Here is a 21,330-nt window from a genome sequence, read left to right as displayed (position 1 = left end):
TATTTTAATCCGGTTATTAATACCCAAAAAGCTCTTTTAAGCTTAACTGCTTTACTTTTCCGTATTTACTTAATTCTTTAAAATTGAGCCGGTCTTTGGAGCCAATAACCAAGATCATTTGGTGCTGCCCTTTCACGAATTGCTGCTGAAATTTCTTCATGTCATCGAAGGTCATGGCGTTGATGTTCTGGTATACGTTCTGCCGAATATCGTAATCAATGCCTAAACGTTTGGCGCGTTCGTAGTCGAATAAAATATCGGATTTGGTAATGCGCTCGGTGGCGATGCTGTTGCGGATACTTTCTTTGGCGTTGGCAAAATTTGCTTCGGCCTGGGGCATGTTGTTGAGTAAAAGTTGCATGCCTTCCATGGCTTCGGGTAATTTATCAGATTGCGTACCAATGTAGGATAAAATATAATTCGCCCGGTCTTTCCGGCTGGCATTCGCGTAACGCGAACTGGCCGAATAAGCCAAGGCTTTTGATTCGCGCAGCTCCTGAAAAACAATGGAACCCATGTTTCCGCCGAAATACTCGTTATACAAAGTAATAGTAGGCACTTGCTTGGCGTCAAAATTAAACGACTTGGTTAAAAATATCAGCTCAGCCTGCACCATGTTGTAATTGGTCCAGTAAACCTGGCGGCTGGTAATATCCTGCTCCTGGAATACTTTTAACGGCGGCACCGGTTTCAGGGTAGCCGGTACGATATGGCTGGCATTTAAAACAGTCGTTAAGTTTTCCGCTGGTCTCGGACCGTAATACAACACGTGGTGTTCGTAGGTCGGGATACTTTTAATAATAGTTACCAACTCCTGCGGCTTGATTTTTTTAAGTTGGCTTTCCGGAATAATGTTAGTAAACGGATTTTTAGGTCCGTACTTGGCGTAATTGACCATGGCCACGCTGTGGATGGTATTCTTACTCCGTTTCGCATCGGCGCGTTCTTTTAAAATGCCAGCTACTAAGTCCGATAAAGCTTGCTGATCGGGTTTGGCGTTTTGCAGCACACTTTCGAACAAGGTTACACCTTTCTCAAAGCTGGCATCTAACCCCGACAAGCTTACGTAGACCTGCTCCTGCGACGAAAACACATCGAACGAACAGCCCAGCTTGTAAAATTCTTTTTGCAGTTCTTCGGCGCTGTATTTATCGGTGCCCAGGTATTTTAAATAATTTACCGCCAGCCCTAATTTTAAATTATTGTTCGTGCCGGTTTCCAAAACATAATACAAATTAAACAAGCCGTTTTCTTGGTTGCGGGTATAATACAGCGGTATATCCTGCTTTAATTTGGCTTCCGTGATATCTTTTTTATAATCCACGAATACGGGCTGCAGTTCGGTGGCGGGGGCAGCCATTACTGATTTATAAAATTCGGATTGCGCTTCGCGGTTTACGGCTACCGGAGTTATGACGGGTTTTTCCACCTTTTGCATGTTCGGGTCTTTACCGATGCGCTTGTATACCACTACGTAGTTGTTGCCGTAAAACTTGTTAGCCACCTGCACTACTTCTTGCTTGCTAATGCCGGCAAAATCAGTATTCCGGTTTACATAGTCTTTCCAGTCCTGGCGCGCGATGTAAGCGCTCACAAAAGCATCGGCGCGGGCTTCGTTGCTTTCGTACGATTTCATTAGAGCCATTTTGGCGTTGTTCACCACAGCCGGAATAAGCCAGTCTTCAAATTTGCCTTGCTTTACCAAAGCAATCTGGCCCAGCAGTAAATTCTTCACCTGATCTAAGGTTTGTCCTTCCCGCGGATTACCTGACAGCAAATGCGCCGAATAATCGTTCATGGTATAATCAAACGAGGACGCTTCCAGTACGGCTTGTTTCTGATTTAAATTTAAATCAATAAGCCCGGCCTGGCCGTTGGACAAAATCTGGCTGATCATTTTTAAAACCAAAGCTTCGCGGGTAGTTACCCCGGGAAAACGGAAGCCCAGCATCACGCTTTCGGCATTAGGCCCCAGCACTTCTTTGGTTACTGGCTTCGTAATGGGAGCTTCGGCGGGTGGGTTATAGTTGGGCAGCGGCTTGGATTTTAACTTACCGAAATACTTATCGATTACCCGAATGGTTTGATCCGGATCCAAGTCGCCGCTCATGGCAATGGCCATGTTGTTGGGCACGTAATACGTATCGAAGTATTTTTTAATTTCGGTGATGGAGGGGTTTTTCAGGTGCTCAATGGTACCAATGGTCGTTTGGGTGCCGTACTGGTGCGTTGGGAATAAACCTTCGAGCATGGCCGTAAATACTTTCTGGCCGTCGCTGTCCAGGGTGCGGTTTTTTTCTTCGTACACGGCCTCCAGCTCCGTGTGGAACAAACGGGGAACCAGTTCGCCGAAGCGCTCTGCCTCTACCATGGCCCATTTTTCCAGTTGGTTGGCCGGAACATCGCCGGTATATACGGTTTGCTCTACCGAGGTGTACGCATTGGAACCACTAGCGCCGATAGCCCCTAAAATTTTATCGTACTCATTGGCAATAGCAAACTTGGCTGCTACTCCGGATACACTATCAATCTGGTGGTATACTTTTTTGCGTTCGGCAACATCTTTTTTGGTGCGGTACACCTCGTAGAGTTGTTCAATTTTGTTAAGTTCTGCTTGTTCTTTCGCGTAATCCAGGGAACCTAGCCGGGAAGTACCTTTAAACACCATGTGCTCCAGGTAATGCGCCAGACCAGTAGCCGTAGCTGGATCGTTTTTGCTACCGGCCCGCACGGCAATGTACGTTTGGATGCGGGGCGCATCTTTGTAATCGGTTAAGTAAACCGTTAAACCATTTTCGAGCTTGTAAATGCGGGCTTTTAAAGAATCACCGGGGGCAGTGGTATAGGTGTATTCTTTTTGCTTAGGTGGAGCCGTTTCCGGAATGGAAGTGCTAAGCGGGGCGCTAGTTTGTTGGCTACTCGTTTTACATTGCGGTAAAACCAACACGGCAGCTAATAGCCAGATATAATAATGTTTTCTCATTTTGGTTTAAAAAAGATAGAGCAGCTTGTCGTGCTTATGGAATTAAATATAATAGAATTCCGGCTTATCAGATAACGATGTTCCGGAGTAATTATTTAACCCCACCGGCCTAAAGGCCAAGCTAAAAAGAAGTATCCAGGCCCAGCCGTTTTTTAATTTCCGGTAATATGGGGTAACGCTCGGCGAGGTAGTTATACTTATCAATGGAGGTATATAATTTAACTCCTTCTTCCTGGGTATTTACTTCAATTTTTACGTTAATGCGATTATTACGCAATCTGTTGCGCAAAGCCGCCAAAAACTCAGCGCGAAAAGAATTGAATTGTTCAATCTGCACGTGATTTTCTACGGCTAGCTCAATTACGTTGGTGGACGTAATCTGCACCGGCCGGTTCAAGATCATGTACTCCGACATTTTTCCTTCGGCTTTTTTCTGATCTTTCAGTTGATTCCAAATCGTTTCGAATTCAAACTGATTGACTGGTTGTACACTGGCACCAGTCAACGTATCCGGCTCATCTTCCTCCACTACTGCCGTAGGTTGAGACGCCATAGCTGGGCTTTGCACTTTTGCTTTTATATCGTTCAGGCTAGGCAGCTTTACAATCTTTTTAGCGGGAGCTAGTGGCGCAGTGGGCCGGGTAAATGGTTGCTCGGTAAATTGGTCTTCGGGGACTTTAGGGGCGGGCAAAGGCACAGTGGGTACCGGTGGTAACTTATTTATGGCCGTATCGGAAGTAACGGGAGTAGCTTCCAAGTGCGGCATCGTATTTCCGTTGGCAGGTGTGGCAGGTACTACAACTGGTACCGCATTATTCAAGACGGGTGCAGCAGGTGCTTTTTGACCGTTAGTAGCCGGCACCGCATTTGGAATAGGCGTACCCGCGCCATTTACCCCGGAATCAGATTCTGTGCTAGTTTTTTTTTTGACGTCGCCGTTTTGGGAGAAGTCTTTTGCAAAGGATACGGCCGCTGGCAGATGCACCAGTTTCATGAGGCACAACTCTACGTGCAGGCGCTGATTTTTGCTATTTTTAAAATTTTGATCGCAGGCCGCCACAATATTCAGCCCCGATAAGAGCAACGATAAAGAAGCTTTCTGAGCTTGTTGGGCGTACTTGGTTTTAATATTATCGGATACTTCCAGTAATTGCACCGTTACTGCATCTTTGCAAACCAGTAAGCTTCTAAAATGCTCGCCAATGCCCAGGATAAAATTATGCGCGTCGAAACCGTTTTTTAAAATTTCGTCGAATAACAGTAAAGCTCCTGGTAAATTACCAGCCAGAAAATAATCGGTTAATTTAAAATAGTAATCGTAATCAAGAATGTGCAGGTTTTCGACGGTAGCCTTGTAGGTAATCTGGCTGCCCGAAAAAGTCACCATCTGGTCGAAGATAGAAAGCGCATCGCGTAAAGCGCCATCGGCCTTTTGCGCAATCAGATGCAAGGCATCATCTTCCGCGGAAATTTCTTCTTTGCTGGCGATAGAACCCAGATGCTTTACCATATCCTCGATCCGGATGCGGTTAAAATCAAAAATCTGGCAGCGGGATAAAATGGTGGGAATAATTTTGTGGCGCTCGGTGGTAGCCAGAATAAAAATAGCGTAAGATGGCGGCTCTTCCAGTGTTTTTAAAAAGGCGTTAAACGCCGAGTTGGAGAGCATGTGCACCTCATCAATGATATAAATTTTGTACTTACCGGTTTGGGGGGCATAACGTACCTGTTCCACTAAACTCCGGATATCTTCTACGGAGTTGTTAGAAGCGGCATCGAGCTCGTGCACGTTAAAGGAAGCATTGTTGTTAAAACTCCGGCACGATTCGCAAACATTACACGCTTCGGTTTGCGGGGTTAAGTTCTGGCAGTTGATGGTTTTGGCCAAAATCCGGGCACAAGTAGTTTTCCCTACTCCCCTTGGGCCGCAAAATAAAAATGCCTGCGCCAGGTGATTACTGGTGATCGCATTTTTAAGCGTAGTAGTAATGTGGTGCTGCCCTACTACGCTGTCGAAGGTAGCGGGCCGGTATTTACGAGCCGATACAACAAAATTTTCCATCCTTAAACAAAGATAGGAAAACCGGACTTAGGTTGAAAGTTAAAAGTTAATCCTGCAAGTAACTATCTATAGTACAAGCAATTAAATTAAAAAAAGGCCCTAGCGCTATTTTAACTAGAACTTCCCAATCCTAAAAAAAACAGCCAATTACATTCGGTAATTGGCTGTTTTTTTAAATTTTTTACTTATTCATAAGTACTGATTGGCAAAATATTTCGGGTTCATTCCGCAATAAAGCAATGCGCATTATTCTGCGCGAACTCTGCAAAGGTTCGGGCTGGTCTTCCGGTAATTTGCGCTACGGTGTTGGTTACGTGAGCGCCATAACCGGCCTTCAAAATTTGATTTAGTTCCAGCATGGCGTCTACCATCCAATCGGGCAGATGCTGGCTACTCATGGCTTGCCGGGCCGCCTCTTCGGGCACATCTACGTAGGTAATGGTTCGCCCACTTACCCGGGATAGTATTCCGGCTACTTCTTCCACCGAAATAGCTTCCGGACCGGTTAGTTCTAAAGCCTCTCCATCGAAATTGGATTGGGTTAAAACTACTTTCGCGACGGCCGCAATATCATGCGCATCGATGTAACTTACTTTACCGGAGCCCAACGGCTGGTAGATTTTTCCTTCGTGCACAATAGAGGCTCCCTGGTAAGCAATAAAGTTTTGCATAAAAGAAGTTGGCCGCAGAATAGTATAAGGCACTCCTGAGCTTTCCAGATACTGTTCGGCTTCGCGGTGCCAGCGACCCATCTGAATACCGGGTTCGGCATCGGCCCCACTGGCCGACAATTTTACGATTTGCTTTACCCCCACTTCTTTGGCCATATCAATTAAACGCTTGGCTATTTCTACCTGGTCTTGGGTAAAAGGTGTAATTTGGAAGACACGGGTAACTCCGGTATACGCTACTCTTAAAGACTCCGGACGCGCGTAATCGATTTCTACTAAATCTACATTCGGGAAAACCCGGAAACGGTCGCCTTTAATAATGGAGTGCACCCCCGCCCGTACGCGAACATTTTGAGAAGATAAAGCTTCAATTACTTCATTGCCAACGGTGCCCGTAGCGCCGGTCACTAATATGGTTTCGTGCATAAAAACAAGAATTAAGGTAGTACAGGTAATGCGTACGCGAAAACGCCAACTTGGTAGCAGCTGTTTTTTTAACTAAACATTATTGAGGTAGTAAGCCGTAGAGCGCAAAAAAGTTTTGATTCTCTCCAAAATTTTAAAAATTACGACTGTTACCGCCTTATTTTTTAGCTATCCTAAAAAGTTTGCCGCCTTCGTTGCTGATAATTAGTTCGTGATTATTAATAAACAGGATAGCTTCTGCCTGCCCCGTTGCGGGAATGGCTAAACAGTTTTTCTTACCAGCAAAAAAGCTTCCCGCAGCATCCGTGCTATATAGGTAAATGTTACCGTAACCCAGCAACGCAATGGTTTGCCCATCCGGACTTATATCCGCGGCAGTGATCCGGGAAGCTATTTTTAAACTATCGGTTAAACTGGCAGTATAAGTGCCCGGTTGCGCGGGTAAAGTATACATTTTTACCCAACCGCGGGTACCCCGGTTTTTTGAAAAAAGATAAAGTTTGTTCCGAAAGTAAAAGAAAGCTTCGCAGTTAAAATTTTGTTTGGCTTTAACGGGTGGAAAAGCTTTCTGATCGGGATAAACAAAAGAAATAGTATCTACCTGCGCGAAGTTGTTTTCTTTAATCCGGTAAATGCGCAAATTTTGCCGGCTGTTGCTGTTATTGCCAAAATCGCCGATGTATAAATAGCCTAGATCATCTTTCGCGACATCTTCCCAATCCAAGTTTGTAGTTTGCGGAATAGCAAAGGTGTTTAATAATTGGCCTCTCGAATTTACTTGGTATAATTGGGGGGGATTGCCGCTATCAGCGTGCGTCCAGAAAGTTATATTATCCGGCGCTAATTCCAAGCCGGAGCTTTCCTTTACTTGCTTTTTAGCCATGCGGCCTGTTTTCTCTACTCGGTATTTCGGTTCGTTTACCAGAAAACCCGCGTGTTTCCGATCGGCAGCGCAGCCGCACCATAAAGTTTGAAAATAAACATATACGGTAAACAGTTTTTCGAGGAGCATGCTGGTTTTCGGGCAGTAATTTTTTAAAGTGGTAAGCAGTTAATTAAGCAAAAATTTAAAAAATTGCCTTGATTGCAGCACCCTGGCAAAACTCAAACAGCAGCTTTTATCTAAAAAGTAAGATAGGGCTTCACTTTCTGAAAGGTAGCATCATCGATGGTTTTAATATTGCGTAGATCTTCCAGGGAAGCAAAAGGCCCGTGTTGGGTACGATACGCTACAATGTGCCGGGCGAGTTTGTACCCTAAATAAGGATGCTGTTGCAATTGCGTTACCGTAGCAACATTTATATTTAATTTATTAGCCGCGAAAGACTCGCCCACAAACGTGTACTTGCGGAGGCTATCGATCATTTCGGGCGGTAAACCATAAACTTCCTGCAGCTGGTTGATGTTTTCGAAGCCACCTAATTTATCCCGGAACTTTACTATGCGAGCCGCCAGCTTGGTACCAATACCGCGCAACTTTTTCAACGCAGTGGTATCGGCCGTATTAATATCAAAAGGCGGCAGGCGGCTTCGTTCCCGGGAATAAGTAGTGCGTGGTTTGTTCGCGTAACTTGGATACGCTCTTTCCGTTCTTTCGCGGGCATCGGCGTACGGTTGGTTGGCTCTGCTGCCCGGCAAAGTTATATAGGGCTCTAGTTGCGCATACAACTCCGGCGGAAACCCGTAAATGCGTTTAATCTGATCTTTGTATTTAAATCCTTGCGCTTTGTCGCGGTACGTGAGCAATCGTTTGGCCACGTAGGCGGGTAAGCCAAATTTCTCCCATTGCGCCTGGGTTAAAGTATTCGGGTCGAAGGGTCGCAAAAATTCCGGCGGAATAGGTTTTACCGGGGCACTTTTCTTATCGCGGCGGTTATAAGCGTAAGGCTTGTTTTCGTACGGACTGGACTTAAGTTGGGCCGCCAAGCTATCGAGGATTTGTTGATCATGCCTTGGATCGTAAACGGGTTGCGGAGAGGGCCACCAGTAAGGCAAACTAACAATAATGATTAAGCCAAAAATTAAAAGAATAAAGCCGTTTGTTTCGCGCTGATTAAAATGAAAATAATTGCGAATCCAGCGTTTTAAACTTTTCATAAAAAAATACCAGTCTCTTATTAATTCCTGCAGCAGTTATTATTACAATATAACAATAACTGTTTGCCCCATTCCCCTTAAAATTTAAGGTTTACTTTCCCGGCTAACTGTCAGGTAGTTTGCTAAATCTTAATTTTGCTGCAACAGTGTTCTTTACAAAAAAGTGCTATTGCCTTGTTTAAACCTGTATTTTTTAAATTTTTGCCTCGTTACTAGCTATAAGGGTAGCTGACTCGCCACTACGGCAATGCCTTCGGTAAAAGTATGCGGCCGGAAACCTAATTGTTCTTCGGCTTTCGTAATAATAAATCCGGTACGGGCCGGGCGTTTGGCCGTTTGCGTGAAGCTACTCGCATCGGCGCGGGTTATACAGGATGCATCTAATTTAAAGTAATCGGCCACTTGCAAGGCCATGTCGTAGGGCGTAATCAATTCTTTACTCGAAACATTAAAAACCCCTTCGGCATCCTGATCGGCAATTAACCAGCAACCTAAAGCTAAATCTTCGGCCAAGGTAGGCGTCCGGAACTGATCGTTTACTACTTTAATGGGTTTTTGATTTTCCAGACTGTTTTTTACCCACAACACAATGTTCGAGCGACCGTAATCGTGCACAATGCCGTAAACCAACACCGTCCGGACGATGGCCCAACGAGCACTGCTTTGCTTTACTAATTGTTCCGCAGCCAGTTTACTTTCTCCGTAATAGCTAATGGGGTTTGCTTTTGCTTCTTCGTCGTAGGGCCCGGCTAAGCCATCAAAGATAAAGTCGGTAGATAAATGGATGAAATGCACGTTGTTTTCTTCGGCAGCTTTTACTAAGGACTCTACGGCGTCTACATTCAGCTTCCAGCAGGCTTCCTGGTTTACTTCACACTCATCCACGTTAGTCATGGCCGCCGTATGAATAATATGGGTAGGCTGGTGCAACGCTATAACACTCTTTACCTCGTCGGGGTTAGTAACATCTAAAGAAACAAAAGGCAATTGCGGGTACAAGGCTGCTAATTTGTTTTCACCCCGGGAAGTAGCCAGTAGCTCTACATCAGCATTAGGTAATAACAAAGTAACCAGTTTTTGGCCCAAAAGTCCGTTGGCTCCAGTAATTAAAATCTTTTTTTTCATGCAAATTCTAGAATTCTTGAACGTAGTGCTTAATACCCGATTTTAAAATCAGAACTAGATATTAGTTAAATTTAAAATTTTACTCCTGAAAGCTTTAATTAACCCCTTAACTCTTAAGCTGAGTAAAAGTACAAAGAAAAGGTTATTATCAGCAGTTCTTCTTTTCTGTTAGCCGCTAACCGCATAATTTTTTAAAATTCTTCTTTTGCCAAATCGCGAAAGGTTGGGATCACCCCTCGTTTACCCGCAATTACCGCAACTTTTTTAAAACAAGGCTTTACTCGAACAGGTATACTAGTTACTTAGATTTAATCAGAAACTTAAAATTAAAGTTATTTCATATAATGGAAGTACAAAATAACAACCTGGAGCTATTATTTGCCGATGATACCTACCAGCTTACCGGAGTAGCCATTTCTCAGGAAGGACGCTTATTTACGAATTATCCTTTATGGCCTGGTCCGCACCAATATAGTGTAGTGGAAGTGTTGGCAAATAACCAGGTAAAACCTTACCCCAATGCAGAAATGAATAGCTGGCAGAATGGTGAGGATGGTAAAAACAAATGGGTATGCGTGCAAGCGGTATATATTGATGCCGAAAACAGTCTTTGGGTAGTAGATCCCGCTTGTCCGAACATGGAACAAGTATATCAGCAAAGTTATAAGCTAGTAAAAATAAACTTAGCTACCGATGCCATTGAGCGGGTTTATACTTTTGAAGGTGTACTCAGCGCTAAAAGTTACCTAAACGACGTGCGGGTAGATACGCAAAGACAAATCGCATATTTAACCAACTCCAACGAAGGCGGCATTGTGGTGGTAGATTTAAATTCTGGAGAAACGCGACAGTTGCTCCAAAACCATTACTCCGTCAAACACGATCCGGAGTTTACCTTACTCGTAGACGATAAAGAATTAAAAAAAGCGGCGAACCTGTGCACATCCACTCTGATGGCATTGCCCTCTCGCCCGATGGAGAATGGCTGTACTACAAACCCTTAACCGATAATAAGTTGTACCGCATTCAAACGGAATACTTACGCAATCCTGATTTAAGCGAGCAAGAACTAAAAATGCACGTGCAAGACCTTGGCCGCTTTACTACTACCGACGGAATGATTTTTGACCTGGATGGCAACTTGTACTTGGGCGATTACCAAAATTACGCGATTGTTCAGATTACTCCTGATCTGGAAATGAAAACCATCATGAAAGACGATCGGCTCATCTGGCCGGATAGTTACTCCTTATCCACAGATGGGCATTTGTACATAAGCTGTTCCCAGATAAACAAACAACCCGACTACAACGAAGGTAAAAACCAGCGTACCCTGCCCTATACGATTTACCGGATGCCGCTACCTTAGTGCTTCGTAGATTAATTTAAATTTATCTTACTATACCACTGGTTCACTTCACACGAATTTACTTATCAGATTTGATCTTGGTATCAAGGAGGTTAGTAGGTGGTTCTATGACTTCCTAGATTAACCGGAAACTAACAAATGACTGATAATTCATAATTCAGATATTAGAGCTATTTCAAAAAATTTACAAGAAAGCACGCGGAAAGTAGAGTTCTTTACTGTCCGCGTGCTTTATACGCTCATTACTTCAAAAATCTCTTAGGAAGTTATTTATTTTTAAATTTTTGCATGTTTTGAAGTAGAAAAATGATACTAATCAAAGTATAATTTTCTATTTAATCAATAAGCTTTATAAATAAGTCAGGTAATATAGTTTTATGATATATTCGGATAAACATATTTCAATTACAAAATAAAACCAGGTTTATACAACCAAAATGACATTTCTTCGTAACTAATAAGTCGGTTTTGGAGTAAATAAGATAAAGTAAAGAAATTTAAAATGGGATTAATTGAGGTACTTGTATTTGGAATAATTGGAGCAGTCTCTGGCCTTGTATTGGGATCTGTAACTAGTACTTGCAAAAAGGTTTTTACCGAAAGAAAGTTTTATTATACCGTAACTACTTTTATAATCCCTATTTTAACTTGGTTACACGTTATAAGAAGCTAAAATTTAAAAATACCCACTAATAAGCGTTTTCGTTTCCTTTAACTGCCTGCCAAATAGTTAAAACTACTATTCTTAAATCCAGTAAGAACGACCAGTTTTCCAGGTACCAAAGATCGGCTTCTACTCGCTTCGACATCAACTCGGTTTCTTTCGTTTCTCCTCTAAAACCATTTACTTGCGCCCAGCCCGTAATTCCGGGAGTAAGAAACTGACGCACCATGTATTTGTCAATTACTGCTGAATAATCCTCCGTGTGTTTGAGCATGTGCGGCCGTGGTCCTACAACCGACATATCGCCCAACAAAACATTTATAAATTGCGGTAATTCATCCATGCTGGTTTTACGAAGAAATGCACCTACTTTGGTTACCCGCATATCTCCTTTATAAGTTTGCTTCGTATCCGAATCGGCGTTTTCGGTCATGGTTCTAAATTTAAAGCAATAAAAAGGCTTATTATCTTTACCGGAACGAAGCTGTTTGAAAAATACGGATCCTTTTGAATTTAATTTGATAATAATACCCAACAGGGGTATTAACCAGCTTAGCACAAAAACAATCACTAATAAAGAAAATACTACATCAAATACTCTTTTCCGGATTTCGTTCGTCTTATTTTCCAATGGCTCAGCCCGGTGCACTAAGATCGGGAATTTACCATTTTTGCCGGTATATACATCTTGTTCCAGGAAATCATTAATATCCGGCACCATTTTAAATCGGATCATCTGTTTGTCTGCTTCCTGCATCAACGATTTTATTCTGCTCACCTCTCTGTTGGGCAAGGCACAATACACTTCCGAAATGCCTGATTTTTTCATAAAATCAAAGCAATCGTTAATGTCGCCTAAATGCGTTTGATCTTCCAGATTTAACCCGGCATTATCATCAAAAATACCTTCTACTTTATAGCCTAACTGCGGATTAGTATTTAAATATTTACTCATTTCAATACCCGCTCTACTGGCCCCTAAAACCACAATCCGGGTATACTCCACCCAGAATTTTCGTTTTGAACGTCTGATAGCTAAAAAATAAAATTTCCAAACAGGCATCAAAACACTTGTCGCCGAGTGAAAAGCTATTAAGAAGGTTGAGGAAAGGTTTAAAAAAGGAAAGGCAAGATTCAGGGAATATATAGCGATATAGTATGTAACTAAAGCCAGCAGAGTAGCTTTCATAGTTGGCATAGCATCTCTACTCAATATATTATTATATAAACCGAATAACTTAGCACAATAAAACCAAAACAGATTTAAGAGCAGAAAATCCAGTTTATATAGCTCGGATATATGCTTCACTAATGAAATATTATCGGCAATGCTTAAAGCTATAACAATCGCAATATTTAAGATTAAGTAATCAACTGCAATATTGATATACTTAAAATAGGTGGTGTATTTGTGTGTCATTTGCCTATAAAACGGTGTAAGTGGTTATTTGCCAGTAAATAGAAATACTTAAATTTTTTATTGAAATTTTAACAATAAATAATTTTAGCAAATATATACAATATTTAATATATATATATTTATTTAAATAAAAATAATTTATATTTAAATAAAACAACCAATTTCGCAGAGACAGGAATCAAAATGGCTTATTTATAACAATGATACTCATTAATTTAATTATATATAAAAATAATGTAAAATTATTTATTAAAGAGGGTTAAAACAATACATATATGTATTTACATATTATATAATTGATATGTAAACATTATTTGAAAATTTATACACAGAAGCATTTTTTTATAGTAATTTTGAATTGTAAGAACCAATAAGTGTAATTTATAATTGTGCTTGTGTGTATATAGAAGTATAGTACTTGCAAAAAAGATTTATTTTACAAAACATGCTATTTAAGTAAAATAAGCTTTCTGTATAAAAATAAAATTGAAGGAGTATGTGCAAGTGAGCTATAAACAAAGCCGACTTTATTATTTTTAAATAAAGGAACTATACTCTTATTGATATACCTGTTACCTAAATGAACTAAAAAGATATAGTTACTAAAAATGAAAAAAGCCTTAATTACCGGCATTACAGGCCAGGATGGTGCTTACTTAGCCGATTTATTATTAAGTAAGGGTTATGAAGTTCATGGCATTAAACGCCGAAGTTCTTTGTTTAATACCGATCGGATCGATCATTTATACCAGGATCCACACGAAGAAAAAATTCGTTTTCGGTTACACTACGGCGACTTAAGTGACTCCACTAATATTATCCGGATCATTCAACAAGTACAGCCTGATGAAATTTATAATTTAGGAGCTATGAGCCACGTTAAAGTAAGCTTTGACACTCCCGAATATACCGCTAATGCCGACGGAATTGGCACCCTTCGTATTCTGGAGGCCGTTCGCTTATTAGGATTAACCGAAAAAACTAAAATCTATCAAGCCTCTACTTCCGAACTATATGGTTTGGTCCAAGCGGTGCCTCAATCCGAAACTACTCCTTTCTATCCCCGTTCGCCCTACGCCGTGGCTAAGTTATATGGCTATTGGATAACCGTAAACTACCGCGAAGCTTATAACATGTATGCTTGTAACGGCATTTTATTTAACCACGAAAGTCCATTAAGAGGTGAAACCTTTGTAACGCGAAAAATTACACGCGGGGCAGCTAAAATTGCGATGGGTTTACAAGATAAGCTTTTCCTGGGTAATCTGGATGCCCGCCGGGATTGGGGTCATGCCAAAGATTACGTAGAAGCCATGTATTTGATACTGCAACAAGACAAACCCGAAGACTATGTGATTGCCACTGGTGTTACAACAACTGTCCGGGACTTTGTAAAAATGGCTTTTGCAGAAGTAGGTATTCAATTAGCATTTAGTGGAGAAGGTGTGGATGAAAAAGGTATTGTTCAATCTTGTATTAATCCAGACTATTTACTTAAAGCAGGTAAAGAAGTAGTTGCCGTAGATCCGCGTTACTTCCGACCCACCGAAGTAGATCTACTCATTGGTGATCCCACCAAATCGATGACCCAATTGGGCTGGCAGCCTAAATATGACTTACCAGCTTTAGTAAAAGAAATGATGGAAGCTGATGTAAACCATTTTGTGCAGGAAAAAATGCTGCAAGAAGCGGGTTATCGTGTAAAGAACCAGTTTGAATAGATGCAACCAACCGATAAAATTTATGTAGCCGGCCACCGAGGCATGGTGGGCTCGGCTATCATCCGGAAATTAGAAAAAGAAGGTTATTCGCATATTATTACCAGCACATCTAAAGATTTAGATCTCCGAAATCAAGTACAAGTTAATGAGTTCTTTACCATCCATAAACCTGATTATGTAATTTTAGCAGCGGCAAAGGTTGGTGGTATTGTGGCTAATAATACTTTCCCTGCCGAATTTCTGTATGATAATCTGATGATTCAAACTAATGTAATACATGCGGCTTATATAAGTAAGGTGCAAAAATTACTATTTCTGGGATCTTCCTGCATTTATCCAAAATTAGCGCATCAGCCCTTAAAGGAAGAATACTTATTAACTGGGGAATTAGAGCCAACTAATGAAGCTTACGCCATTGCCAAAATAGCAGGTATAAAATTGTGTGATGCCTACCGTACGCAATACGGTTGTAACTTTATCTCGGTGATGCCTACTAATTTGTATGGTCCTAATGATAATTATGACCTGCAAAACTCGCACGTATTACCGGCGTTACTCCGAAAGTTTATTACTGCTCGGGAAAATCAGGAGCCATCCGTAACAATCTGGGGAAGTGGCACTCCCAAACGCGAGTTCCTGCACACCGACGATTTAGCTGATGCCTGCTTTTATTTAATGCAAACTTACAACGAACCGGGCTTAGTTAATATAGGAGTTGGCGAAGACATTTCCATTCTGGATTTAGCCCAACTCATTCAGAAGATAGTAGGTTATAAAGGTGAAATTAAGACAGACACCGGCAAGCCCGATGGTACTCCCCGCAAATTAATGGATGTTTCTAAACTAAAGTCATTGGGGTGGCAAGCTAAAACCTCTTTAGAAGAAGGCATTTGTAAAGTATACGAAGAAGTTAAAGATTTTAACTGGAAGTAATATGCCCACTAATACGTACAGTAAGCTACGTGCCTTCTAAATACTAAGAGCGGAACACATTTGTTCCGCTCTTAGTATTTAGAAGGTTTTCACTAACAGCTATAATTTAATAACCTAACCATAACTATGCCCAGGTGCGCAACTCTTATACTCCGTTTCGAGCTATTTGCTTGTACACAAAATATCTGTAGACTAGGTAGTAAACTTATTCAGCCATACAATTCTGTAAAAAACGAAATTTTTTATCCAAAAATCTAAACCAAAATGTTTAAAGAATGATTACACATCAGCTTGAAACCAGTTATTGTTTAATGAACGGGATAGTTTTAACAGAACTAATATTATTAAATTTTATCAGATAAAAGCCTTGGCGTAAGAACGCAACATTAACCGAAGTAACCGTACAACCATTACGCAGTAGCCATTTTTTAATTCTTCGGCCATCCGCAGAAATAATTTCGACAGAACCATTACTTAATATTTCCGGATGCTTTATTTGTAACATACTTTGTACCGGATTGGGATAAACCACAAAATCAGAAGAAGCACTATGCCCTTTATCATCCGGCGATGAAACAGGTATAGTTTCTAAAGAAATAGTATCTGCTAAATTTAAAATCTGTGGCACCTTACGGCTTGACTCAGAGGCAGCAGACACCGGAGAAGTTACAGAAAAAAGCATGCTTTCAATATCAATCACCCGTGAATAATTAAAACCATTGCCAAAGAAATACAAGCGCAATGTTTTAGGATTCCGCCAGTTACTTTTCGGATCAAAAACTTTCGTGTTAATGGCAGGATACTGTCCATAGGTAACTACCATGCTCCCTTTATTAGCAGTAATAGTAATGGGTTGGGGTTTGCTACCTTCTGTTCGCATAATTATCTCCGAACCTTGCGCTATTATTCTGGAATTAGCTTGTACATACGTTTTCCAATTATCACTAAAATCAATGCTCTGAAAAGTTCGGACTATTACTTTTCCTTGATTATCCAGCACTTCCAAATAACTTCCGCCAGATTCATCAAAACCATCGGCAACATATCTATTTGGATAATTGCCTTCGTAACTGATTATACCAGTTAACTTCCAAGCTACTAAATTGCTAAAGTTTCCTAAGTTCCTAGAGATTGAATAGTTACCTAAATTTTGGGTGAAAACAGCAAATAAATCCGGAGATTGTGCTTTGAAAGACTTAAAACCTGTGCGGGCGCTCCACCATTTACTATAAAGTTGGGAATAATCTTCTGCTACAGGGTCTCTTTTCCACCCGTATTTATCATTTTGTAATATTTCCTGATAAGGTAAGTTTTCTAAAAGATCAAACCCACCGGATCTGTCGGGAGCAACAACCGGAGAAAGTTGTGCTGCAGGTATAATCTGTTTATGCTGGCTTAAACTAGCCCATGACAAGGAAACAGCGGCAGGTTTAAGATGCTGGAAATATTCTAGCCGGATAGGATAACGTTTACCGCTTTTTAAGGTTATAGTGGCGCTATTTTGGGTTACTGTTTGCTTCTGCCATTTATCTATTAAAAGTTTACCATCTACCCACAACTTTACACCATCGTTGGAATTAGTAAAAAAAGTATATTCCTCGGAGTATAATGGCTTTACGTAGCCCATCCAGCTAACCGAAAAATTTTCGGAACTGGTAAGATTTGTATTTGCCGGTTTGCCATCCAACCATCTAAAATTGATTAAGGGATCAACCCGAGTAGTTATAATATTAAAATTATTTAGATCTGTTCCTGCAAAGTATTGACCTAACAAACCTTGCTCTTTTGCAACTAATTTAATCGGAATGGCTTGTTCACGGATAGTATTTAAACCATTTATTTTCCAGCGATGGATTCCTCCGTGCTCTGATTCATCGTTATGATACAAGTAAGCCGCTCCATCACTGGTTTTTACAATAACCGGTGAAAAACTATTACCAGCCATTCCTTTAACGGCTACTTTCCCTGCTATATCCCAGCGGGTGATGCCAAACTGACCAACAAATAGTCCGTTATCGTAAAAATGATTCCATTTATTAGTTTGACCTTGCTTCCAAAATTCACCGTGATAGCCCCAGATGATGCTTTTATCTAAAGCCATGGCCACGCTGCCGGCATATTCTACCCCATTACCGTTATCAAATGCCCCATCTGCCGGAAAAATACCCTGGTAATCCGGAGATGTTCCTAAAGAGGTTTTCCAGAGCCATTTATTAGTCCCGGCTTTAATACCGCCTAAATGGTAACCTAACCGGCCGCGCCCCCATCAAAAGCAACTACTATTCCCGACGAAGTTGTTTCGCCGGTGCGCACAACGTGTCCTCCTACTACGGGGTCTTCGGAAGTAATTGGCGGTGAGGACGCAATAGTTTTTTCAATGCCCCATATAGGATTTTTGGTAGTATCGAAACCCATTAATATCTTTTTACTCCAAGTGAGTATGCTGTTCTCTTTGGTTTCTCCCGAAATTTTCCGTAAAGAACCATCGGCATATAATTGGTAAGAACGATCTAGCTCTATGCCTGTAAACCGAATTCTGGCACCAGGTACCAGTTCTACAATCTGGTATTTATTTTTTGGAGTCGGCAAGAAACCATAAGTTCGATTGTTTTTTAAAGTATGAACAAACTGAAGATTAATTAAACTTTTATTATCTACATTGGATAAAGTATTTTTTAAAAAATAGCCCCAGTTTTTTGTTAATTGCCAGGATCCATTAGTAGCCGCCAGGGGTTTGCTGTAATCTACTTTAAACTCTAAGTAATTGGCGAAAACCCGGCTAGGGTTATTTTTATCTACTGTGCAGCTATAAAACCCCGGCAAATACATAATTCTTTTTATATAATTCCGATTAGCCGAATAATGTTGCGCCCGCCTGTTGCCAGTATCACCCACCCAAAAAGAATTATTAGACTGGAAAGCAATAAAACTACCCGCTACATTTTGGCTGGGATCGTTAAAATAAAACTTACTGTTGTTTACCGTTGCATTAGTAGCATACCCGCCAGCTTGTCCGTAAGTCCAGGCGGCAGCCCCCGTTACATTACTAAAAGCTTTTAATTGCTGACTATTTCCCCCGTCAGCCACAACCACAAGGGCTCCATTATGTGAGGCCGCTAAACCCTGTGGATCTGCTAGCCCACTAACAGATACGCCCGTACGGGAAAGAGTGCCGATACTATTTACTTTATATTTAGTTAATTTGCCGCCAGTTTGTACCCATAACCGGTCGGTGTTATCTACCGCTAATAGCCCTACATCAGTTATAGTTAAAGTTTTAATTAAAGCACCGTTAATTTTATGAAGCACGTAAAGTTTATTTAATTTTTTGCGCGATACGAACAAAAAAGAACCTTTTTTTTGAACTGCTAATCCGGTTGGTACCGAGCCTAGAGCATCAACTGCGCTTATAGCACTACTATAAGTTCTACCCCAGGTAGTGGACTGAGTCTGGCCTTTAGCAAACTTTACTTCGGCATCATTGCTTACCTGGGATGCCCAGACAAAAGAACGGGTAGGCTGAAACGGGTCAAATCCAGCCCAATAAACCTTATTATCATCTGTGGCTACAAAAGTTGTATTCTGGCCCGTACCTGTATGATCTAAAAACAAGGGTTGTCTGATTTGAGGATTATTTAAATGAATCTTAAGCTGAGCGGGAGAACCTTCATTATAATGAGTGGCTATATAAGCAGTATTGCCAGAAATGGCCATACCGGCTATGCCTTGCAATGATCGCAGCACCTTAGAACCAGTTAAACTATCGGATGTATTCCCAATAACACCCTCCCAGGTATACGTAACATTATTAGAAAGCACCCGAATAGTATAGTTAGCATCCGCCACACGCCGTCCTTGGTCGTCGGTGCCGTCCCAGGTTCCGGTATGCGTGCCCGCTTTATAGAAAATACCACTCCAAAGTGTTTTTATCAGAGTGCCATCTGTAATATAAACACCCGCACTAACTCTAGCACTATTGCTTAAGGTAAATGTAAAAGAAGTAGAAGCAGGCAATGTCGTCCTATTACTCCCATATTTATTCTGTACAAATTTATTTTCCTTAATTGAAGGACTAGCCTTTTTACTAAACGCAAGAGCTCTTCTGAAATCAAATCTAAAAAAACTTGTTTTAAATTCAGGTGAGATAAAAACAAGAATAAGAGACAATACAACTAGAAATTTTGCCTTAAACATAACAAATAAAAAACCTTGAGTTTTATTACTCAAAATTAATATATAAATTTACTGATATTTTATAATATTCGTTCTATAAGCAGGTGATAATTATTAGAAAATAGCTGCCGGAAACACAAAAGCGATCTATAAATAGTAATTAGCGTGTTGAGTCAATCATAAAACTTTATAAAATTAAAAATCAATGTGATCCGATGATCTAATAAAAGGGATTAATTTTAACTCTCCGGTAGTAGCTATGGCAACAAAAATTTAAAAAAATCTAATTTTCACAGCAAACTACTTGCATTCGTATACCTTGTTTACACTTCCTTTTATCATACCTATTATTTACTAAAATTTACATCCAGTAAGTATTTTTAACTCTGAATACAAATAAATTTTATTATGATAGCAAGTCTGTAATAACATGAAAACTAGCACAGCTTCCCCCAATAAAGACCTTAAGGCTAATCTGATTTTGAAAAATAATTATTTGAGATCTCTATTACTATTCTTCCTTTCTTTTTTATTTATTCTGATTGTTATAGCCATTGATATTATTTTCATCCATAATCATTCAGTATCTGGGCTTTGGGAAGGCGGATTTTTACACAGAAATTTTATTTACGAACTAATTGAAGAAAATAAACCTCAATTCAACGAGCTTTATTTAACACGAACAGCATTAATAGGTAGCAGTAGCTTTCTATTAATTTACGGTATAAAATTGTTTTCTCATTCAAAGAAAGAACAATGTATTAATGATAATACAAAAGAAAACACAATTGAATTATTTGCACAAGGAAGAATACCAGTTAAAATTAAAAAGGCAATCATTCTTACTGTTATTTCATGTTCTATCACCTTTATAGCACTATTTATAAAAAACCCAGAAAAGTTTTCGGACATTAGCCGCGAAGATCAACTTATCGAAATCATCACGGCCTATCTGTTTTTCTTGAGTTCTGCCATTTTTATTTATTTAAGTTTTAAATTAAAACACCAGCTCATTTCTGAATATAAATCAGTTTTAGCAATTTCTATTTTGTTTGGATTATGCTTTTTTGTAATAGGTATGGAAGAAATTTCTTGGTTTCAACGAATTTTTACGATAAAAACACCAAAAATATTTGAAGGGAATATTCAAAATGAAATGAATTTACATAATTTCTATTCCAACGAAACAGAAAATGTATTTTATTTTTTTCATTTATTTTCTTGATATTATTCCCTTTTGTGAATGATTATACCTATTTTTTTAAAAAAAAGAGTGCCTTATTGTTTTTTATACCTAGTCGGTTTATTGTTTTAGTAAGTTCTACATTTGTTGCCTACAATTACGACATGTGGAATATAGTGTTCAGTCAACTAGCTTATTTTACTACTCTATGGATTTTGTTTAGTTATAGTAGATTCTATACAAACCAATGGCAAAATATATTTACAATAAGTATTGTTCTACTTGTATGTTTATTTACTCAAGTTATATATTTAGCTTTTGGAAATAACTTTATCAGAAGTTGGGATATTACGGAGTATAAAGAATTATTTATCGCGTTAGCTTACTTCATGTATTCAATTGAAACTTTAATAAATAAAGAAAGTCTTATACTTAATAAAACAAACACCTAAATTGTTTGTTACAATATATTTTTGACGAAGCTTTGCCATAATCAGAGTAAA

General features: G+C 40.0%; 14 protein-coding genes. 5 read left to right on the top strand and 9 right to left on the bottom strand.

Features of this window, described 5'->3' with window-relative positions; genetic code table 11:
* Positions 1–16 precede the first annotated feature (16 nt).
* The 6 genes from AHMF7616_RS23085 to AHMF7616_RS23060 form a co-directional block, all read right to left on the bottom strand.
* A complete protein-coding gene (locus AHMF7616_RS23085) occupies positions 17–2,983 on the bottom strand; it encodes a M16 family metallopeptidase (RefSeq protein WP_115375031.1) in 2,967 nt (988 codons plus the stop codon).
* Between the two features lie 121 nt (positions 2,984–3,104).
* A complete protein-coding gene (locus tag AHMF7616_RS23080; RefSeq protein ID WP_115375030.1) occupies positions 3,105–5,045 on the bottom strand; it encodes a DNA polymerase III subunit gamma/tau in 1,941 nt (646 codons plus the stop codon).
* Between the two features lie 221 nt (positions 5,046–5,266).
* Positions 5,267–6,142, bottom strand: coding sequence for an SDR family oxidoreductase (locus AHMF7616_RS23075; RefSeq protein ID WP_115375029.1), 876 nt, complete (start codon positions 6,140–6,142; stop codon positions 5,267–5,269).
* Positions 6,143–6,299: 157 nt separating this feature from the next.
* Positions 6,300–7,154 carry a hypothetical protein gene (locus AHMF7616_RS23070; protein WP_115375028.1) on the bottom strand — a complete coding sequence of 285 codons (855 nt, stop codon included), beginning with the start codon at positions 7,152–7,154 and terminating at the stop codon, positions 6,300–6,302.
* 110 nt (positions 7,155–7,264) lie between these two features.
* Entirely contained in the window at positions 7,265–8,239 is a 975-nt protein-coding gene (locus AHMF7616_RS23065) for a ComEA family DNA-binding protein (protein ID WP_115375027.1), read from the bottom strand.
* Between the two features lie 216 nt (positions 8,240–8,455).
* Complete coding sequence (locus AHMF7616_RS23060; RefSeq protein WP_115375026.1) at positions 8,456–9,364, bottom strand: SDR family oxidoreductase; 909 nt, start codon at positions 9,362–9,364, stop codon at positions 8,456–8,458.
* A 344-nt stretch (positions 9,365–9,708) separates the two neighbouring features.
* Here AHMF7616_RS23060 and AHMF7616_RS27590 point away from each other — a divergent pair, with 344 nt between their 5' ends.
* Positions 9,709–10,368: an L-dopachrome tautomerase-related protein gene (locus AHMF7616_RS27590; protein ID WP_262511736.1), complete on the top strand. Its 660-nt coding sequence runs from the start codon at positions 9,709–9,711 to the stop codon at positions 10,366–10,368.
* Complete coding sequence (locus AHMF7616_RS27585; RefSeq protein WP_262511735.1) at positions 10,302–10,733, top strand: SMP-30/gluconolactonase/LRE family protein; 432 nt, start codon at positions 10,302–10,304, stop codon at positions 10,731–10,733. Before AHMF7616_RS27590 ends, AHMF7616_RS27585 begins: the two co-directional genes overlap by 67 nt.
* A gap of 689 nt (positions 10,734–11,422) precedes the next feature.
* Here the strand turns inward: AHMF7616_RS27585 and AHMF7616_RS23050 are convergent.
* Positions 11,423–12,817, bottom strand: a complete 1,395-nt coding sequence (locus AHMF7616_RS23050) for an undecaprenyl-phosphate glucose phosphotransferase (RefSeq protein WP_115375025.1) — start codon at positions 12,815–12,817, stop codon at positions 11,423–11,425.
* A gap of 608 nt (positions 12,818–13,425) precedes the next feature.
* On the opposite strand from AHMF7616_RS23050, the gene gmd reads away from it, so the two are divergent.
* Both gmd and fcl read left to right on the top strand, forming a co-directional pair.
* The gene (gmd, locus tag AHMF7616_RS23045) at positions 13,426–14,538 is read left to right on the top strand and encodes a GDP-mannose 4,6-dehydratase (protein WP_115375024.1); all 1,113 of its coding nucleotides are present in this window, start codon (positions 13,426–13,428) and stop codon (positions 14,536–14,538) included.
* The gene (gene fcl / locus AHMF7616_RS23040; protein ID WP_115375023.1) at positions 14,539–15,471 is read left to right on the top strand and encodes a GDP-L-fucose synthase; all 933 of its coding nucleotides are present in this window, start codon (positions 14,539–14,541) and stop codon (positions 15,469–15,471) included.
* A gap of 301 nt (positions 15,472–15,772) precedes the next feature.
* Here fcl and AHMF7616_RS23035 read toward each other — a convergent pair whose 3' ends face one another.
* Both AHMF7616_RS23035 and AHMF7616_RS23030 read right to left on the bottom strand, forming a co-directional pair.
* Positions 15,773–17,572 (bottom strand): PA14 domain-containing protein, encoded by a 1,800-nt coding sequence (locus tag AHMF7616_RS23035; RefSeq protein WP_147275763.1) that lies wholly within the window; start codon positions 17,570–17,572, stop codon positions 15,773–15,775.
* A gap of 146 nt (positions 17,573–17,718) precedes the next feature.
* A complete protein-coding gene (locus AHMF7616_RS23030; protein ID WP_158546236.1) occupies positions 17,719–19,485 on the bottom strand; it encodes a FlgD immunoglobulin-like domain containing protein in 1,767 nt (588 codons plus the stop codon).
* Between the two features lie 589 nt (positions 19,486–20,074).
* Here AHMF7616_RS23030 and AHMF7616_RS23025 point away from each other — a divergent pair.
* Positions 20,075–20,869, top strand: coding sequence for a hypothetical protein (locus tag AHMF7616_RS23025; RefSeq protein WP_115375020.1), 795 nt, complete (start codon positions 20,075–20,077; stop codon positions 20,867–20,869).
* Positions 20,870–21,330: the final 461 nt, after the last annotated feature.

The sequence above is a fragment of the Adhaeribacter pallidiroseus genome (assembly GCF_003340495.1).
GTDB classification, from domain to species: Bacteria; Bacteroidota; Bacteroidia; order Cytophagales; family Hymenobacteraceae; genus Adhaeribacter; species Adhaeribacter pallidiroseus.
This window is presented reverse-complemented; position numbering and strand designations above follow the sequence as displayed.

Coding starts and splice junctions, on each gene's coding strand:
- AHMF7616_RS23025 (WP_115375020.1), top strand. CDS start 20,075: ATGAAAACTAGCACAGCTTCCCCCAATAAAGACCTTAAGGCTAATCTG.
- AHMF7616_RS23075 (WP_115375029.1), bottom strand. CDS start 6,142: ATGCACGAAACCATATTAGTGACCGGCGCTACGGGCACCGTTGGCAAT.
- AHMF7616_RS23070 (WP_115375028.1), bottom strand. CDS start 7,154: ATGCTCCTCGAAAAACTGTTTACCGTATATGTTTATTTTCAAACTTTA.
- AHMF7616_RS23085 (WP_115375031.1), bottom strand. CDS start 2,983: ATGAGAAAACATTATTATATCTGGCTATTAGCTGCCGTGTTGGTTTTA.
- AHMF7616_RS23080 (WP_115375030.1), bottom strand. CDS start 5,045: ATGGAAAATTTTGTTGTATCGGCTCGTAAATACCGGCCCGCTACCTTC.
- fcl (WP_115375023.1), top strand. CDS start 14,539: ATGCAACCAACCGATAAAATTTATGTAGCCGGCCACCGAGGCATGGTG.
- AHMF7616_RS23065 (WP_115375027.1), bottom strand. CDS start 8,239: ATGAAAAGTTTAAAACGCTGGATTCGCAATTATTTTCATTTTAATCAG.
- AHMF7616_RS27590 (WP_262511736.1), top strand. CDS start 9,709: ATGGAAGTACAAAATAACAACCTGGAGCTATTATTTGCCGATGATACC.
- AHMF7616_RS23050 (WP_115375025.1), bottom strand. CDS start 12,817: ATGACACACAAATACACCACCTATTTTAAGTATATCAATATTGCAGTT.
- gmd (WP_115375024.1), top strand. CDS start 13,426: ATGAAAAAAGCCTTAATTACCGGCATTACAGGCCAGGATGGTGCTTAC.
- AHMF7616_RS23035 (WP_147275763.1), bottom strand. CDS start 17,572: ATGGCTTTAGATAAAAGCATCATCTGGGGCTATCACGGTGAATTTTGG.
- AHMF7616_RS23060 (WP_115375026.1), bottom strand. CDS start 9,364: ATGAAAAAAAAGATTTTAATTACTGGAGCCAACGGACTTTTGGGCCAA.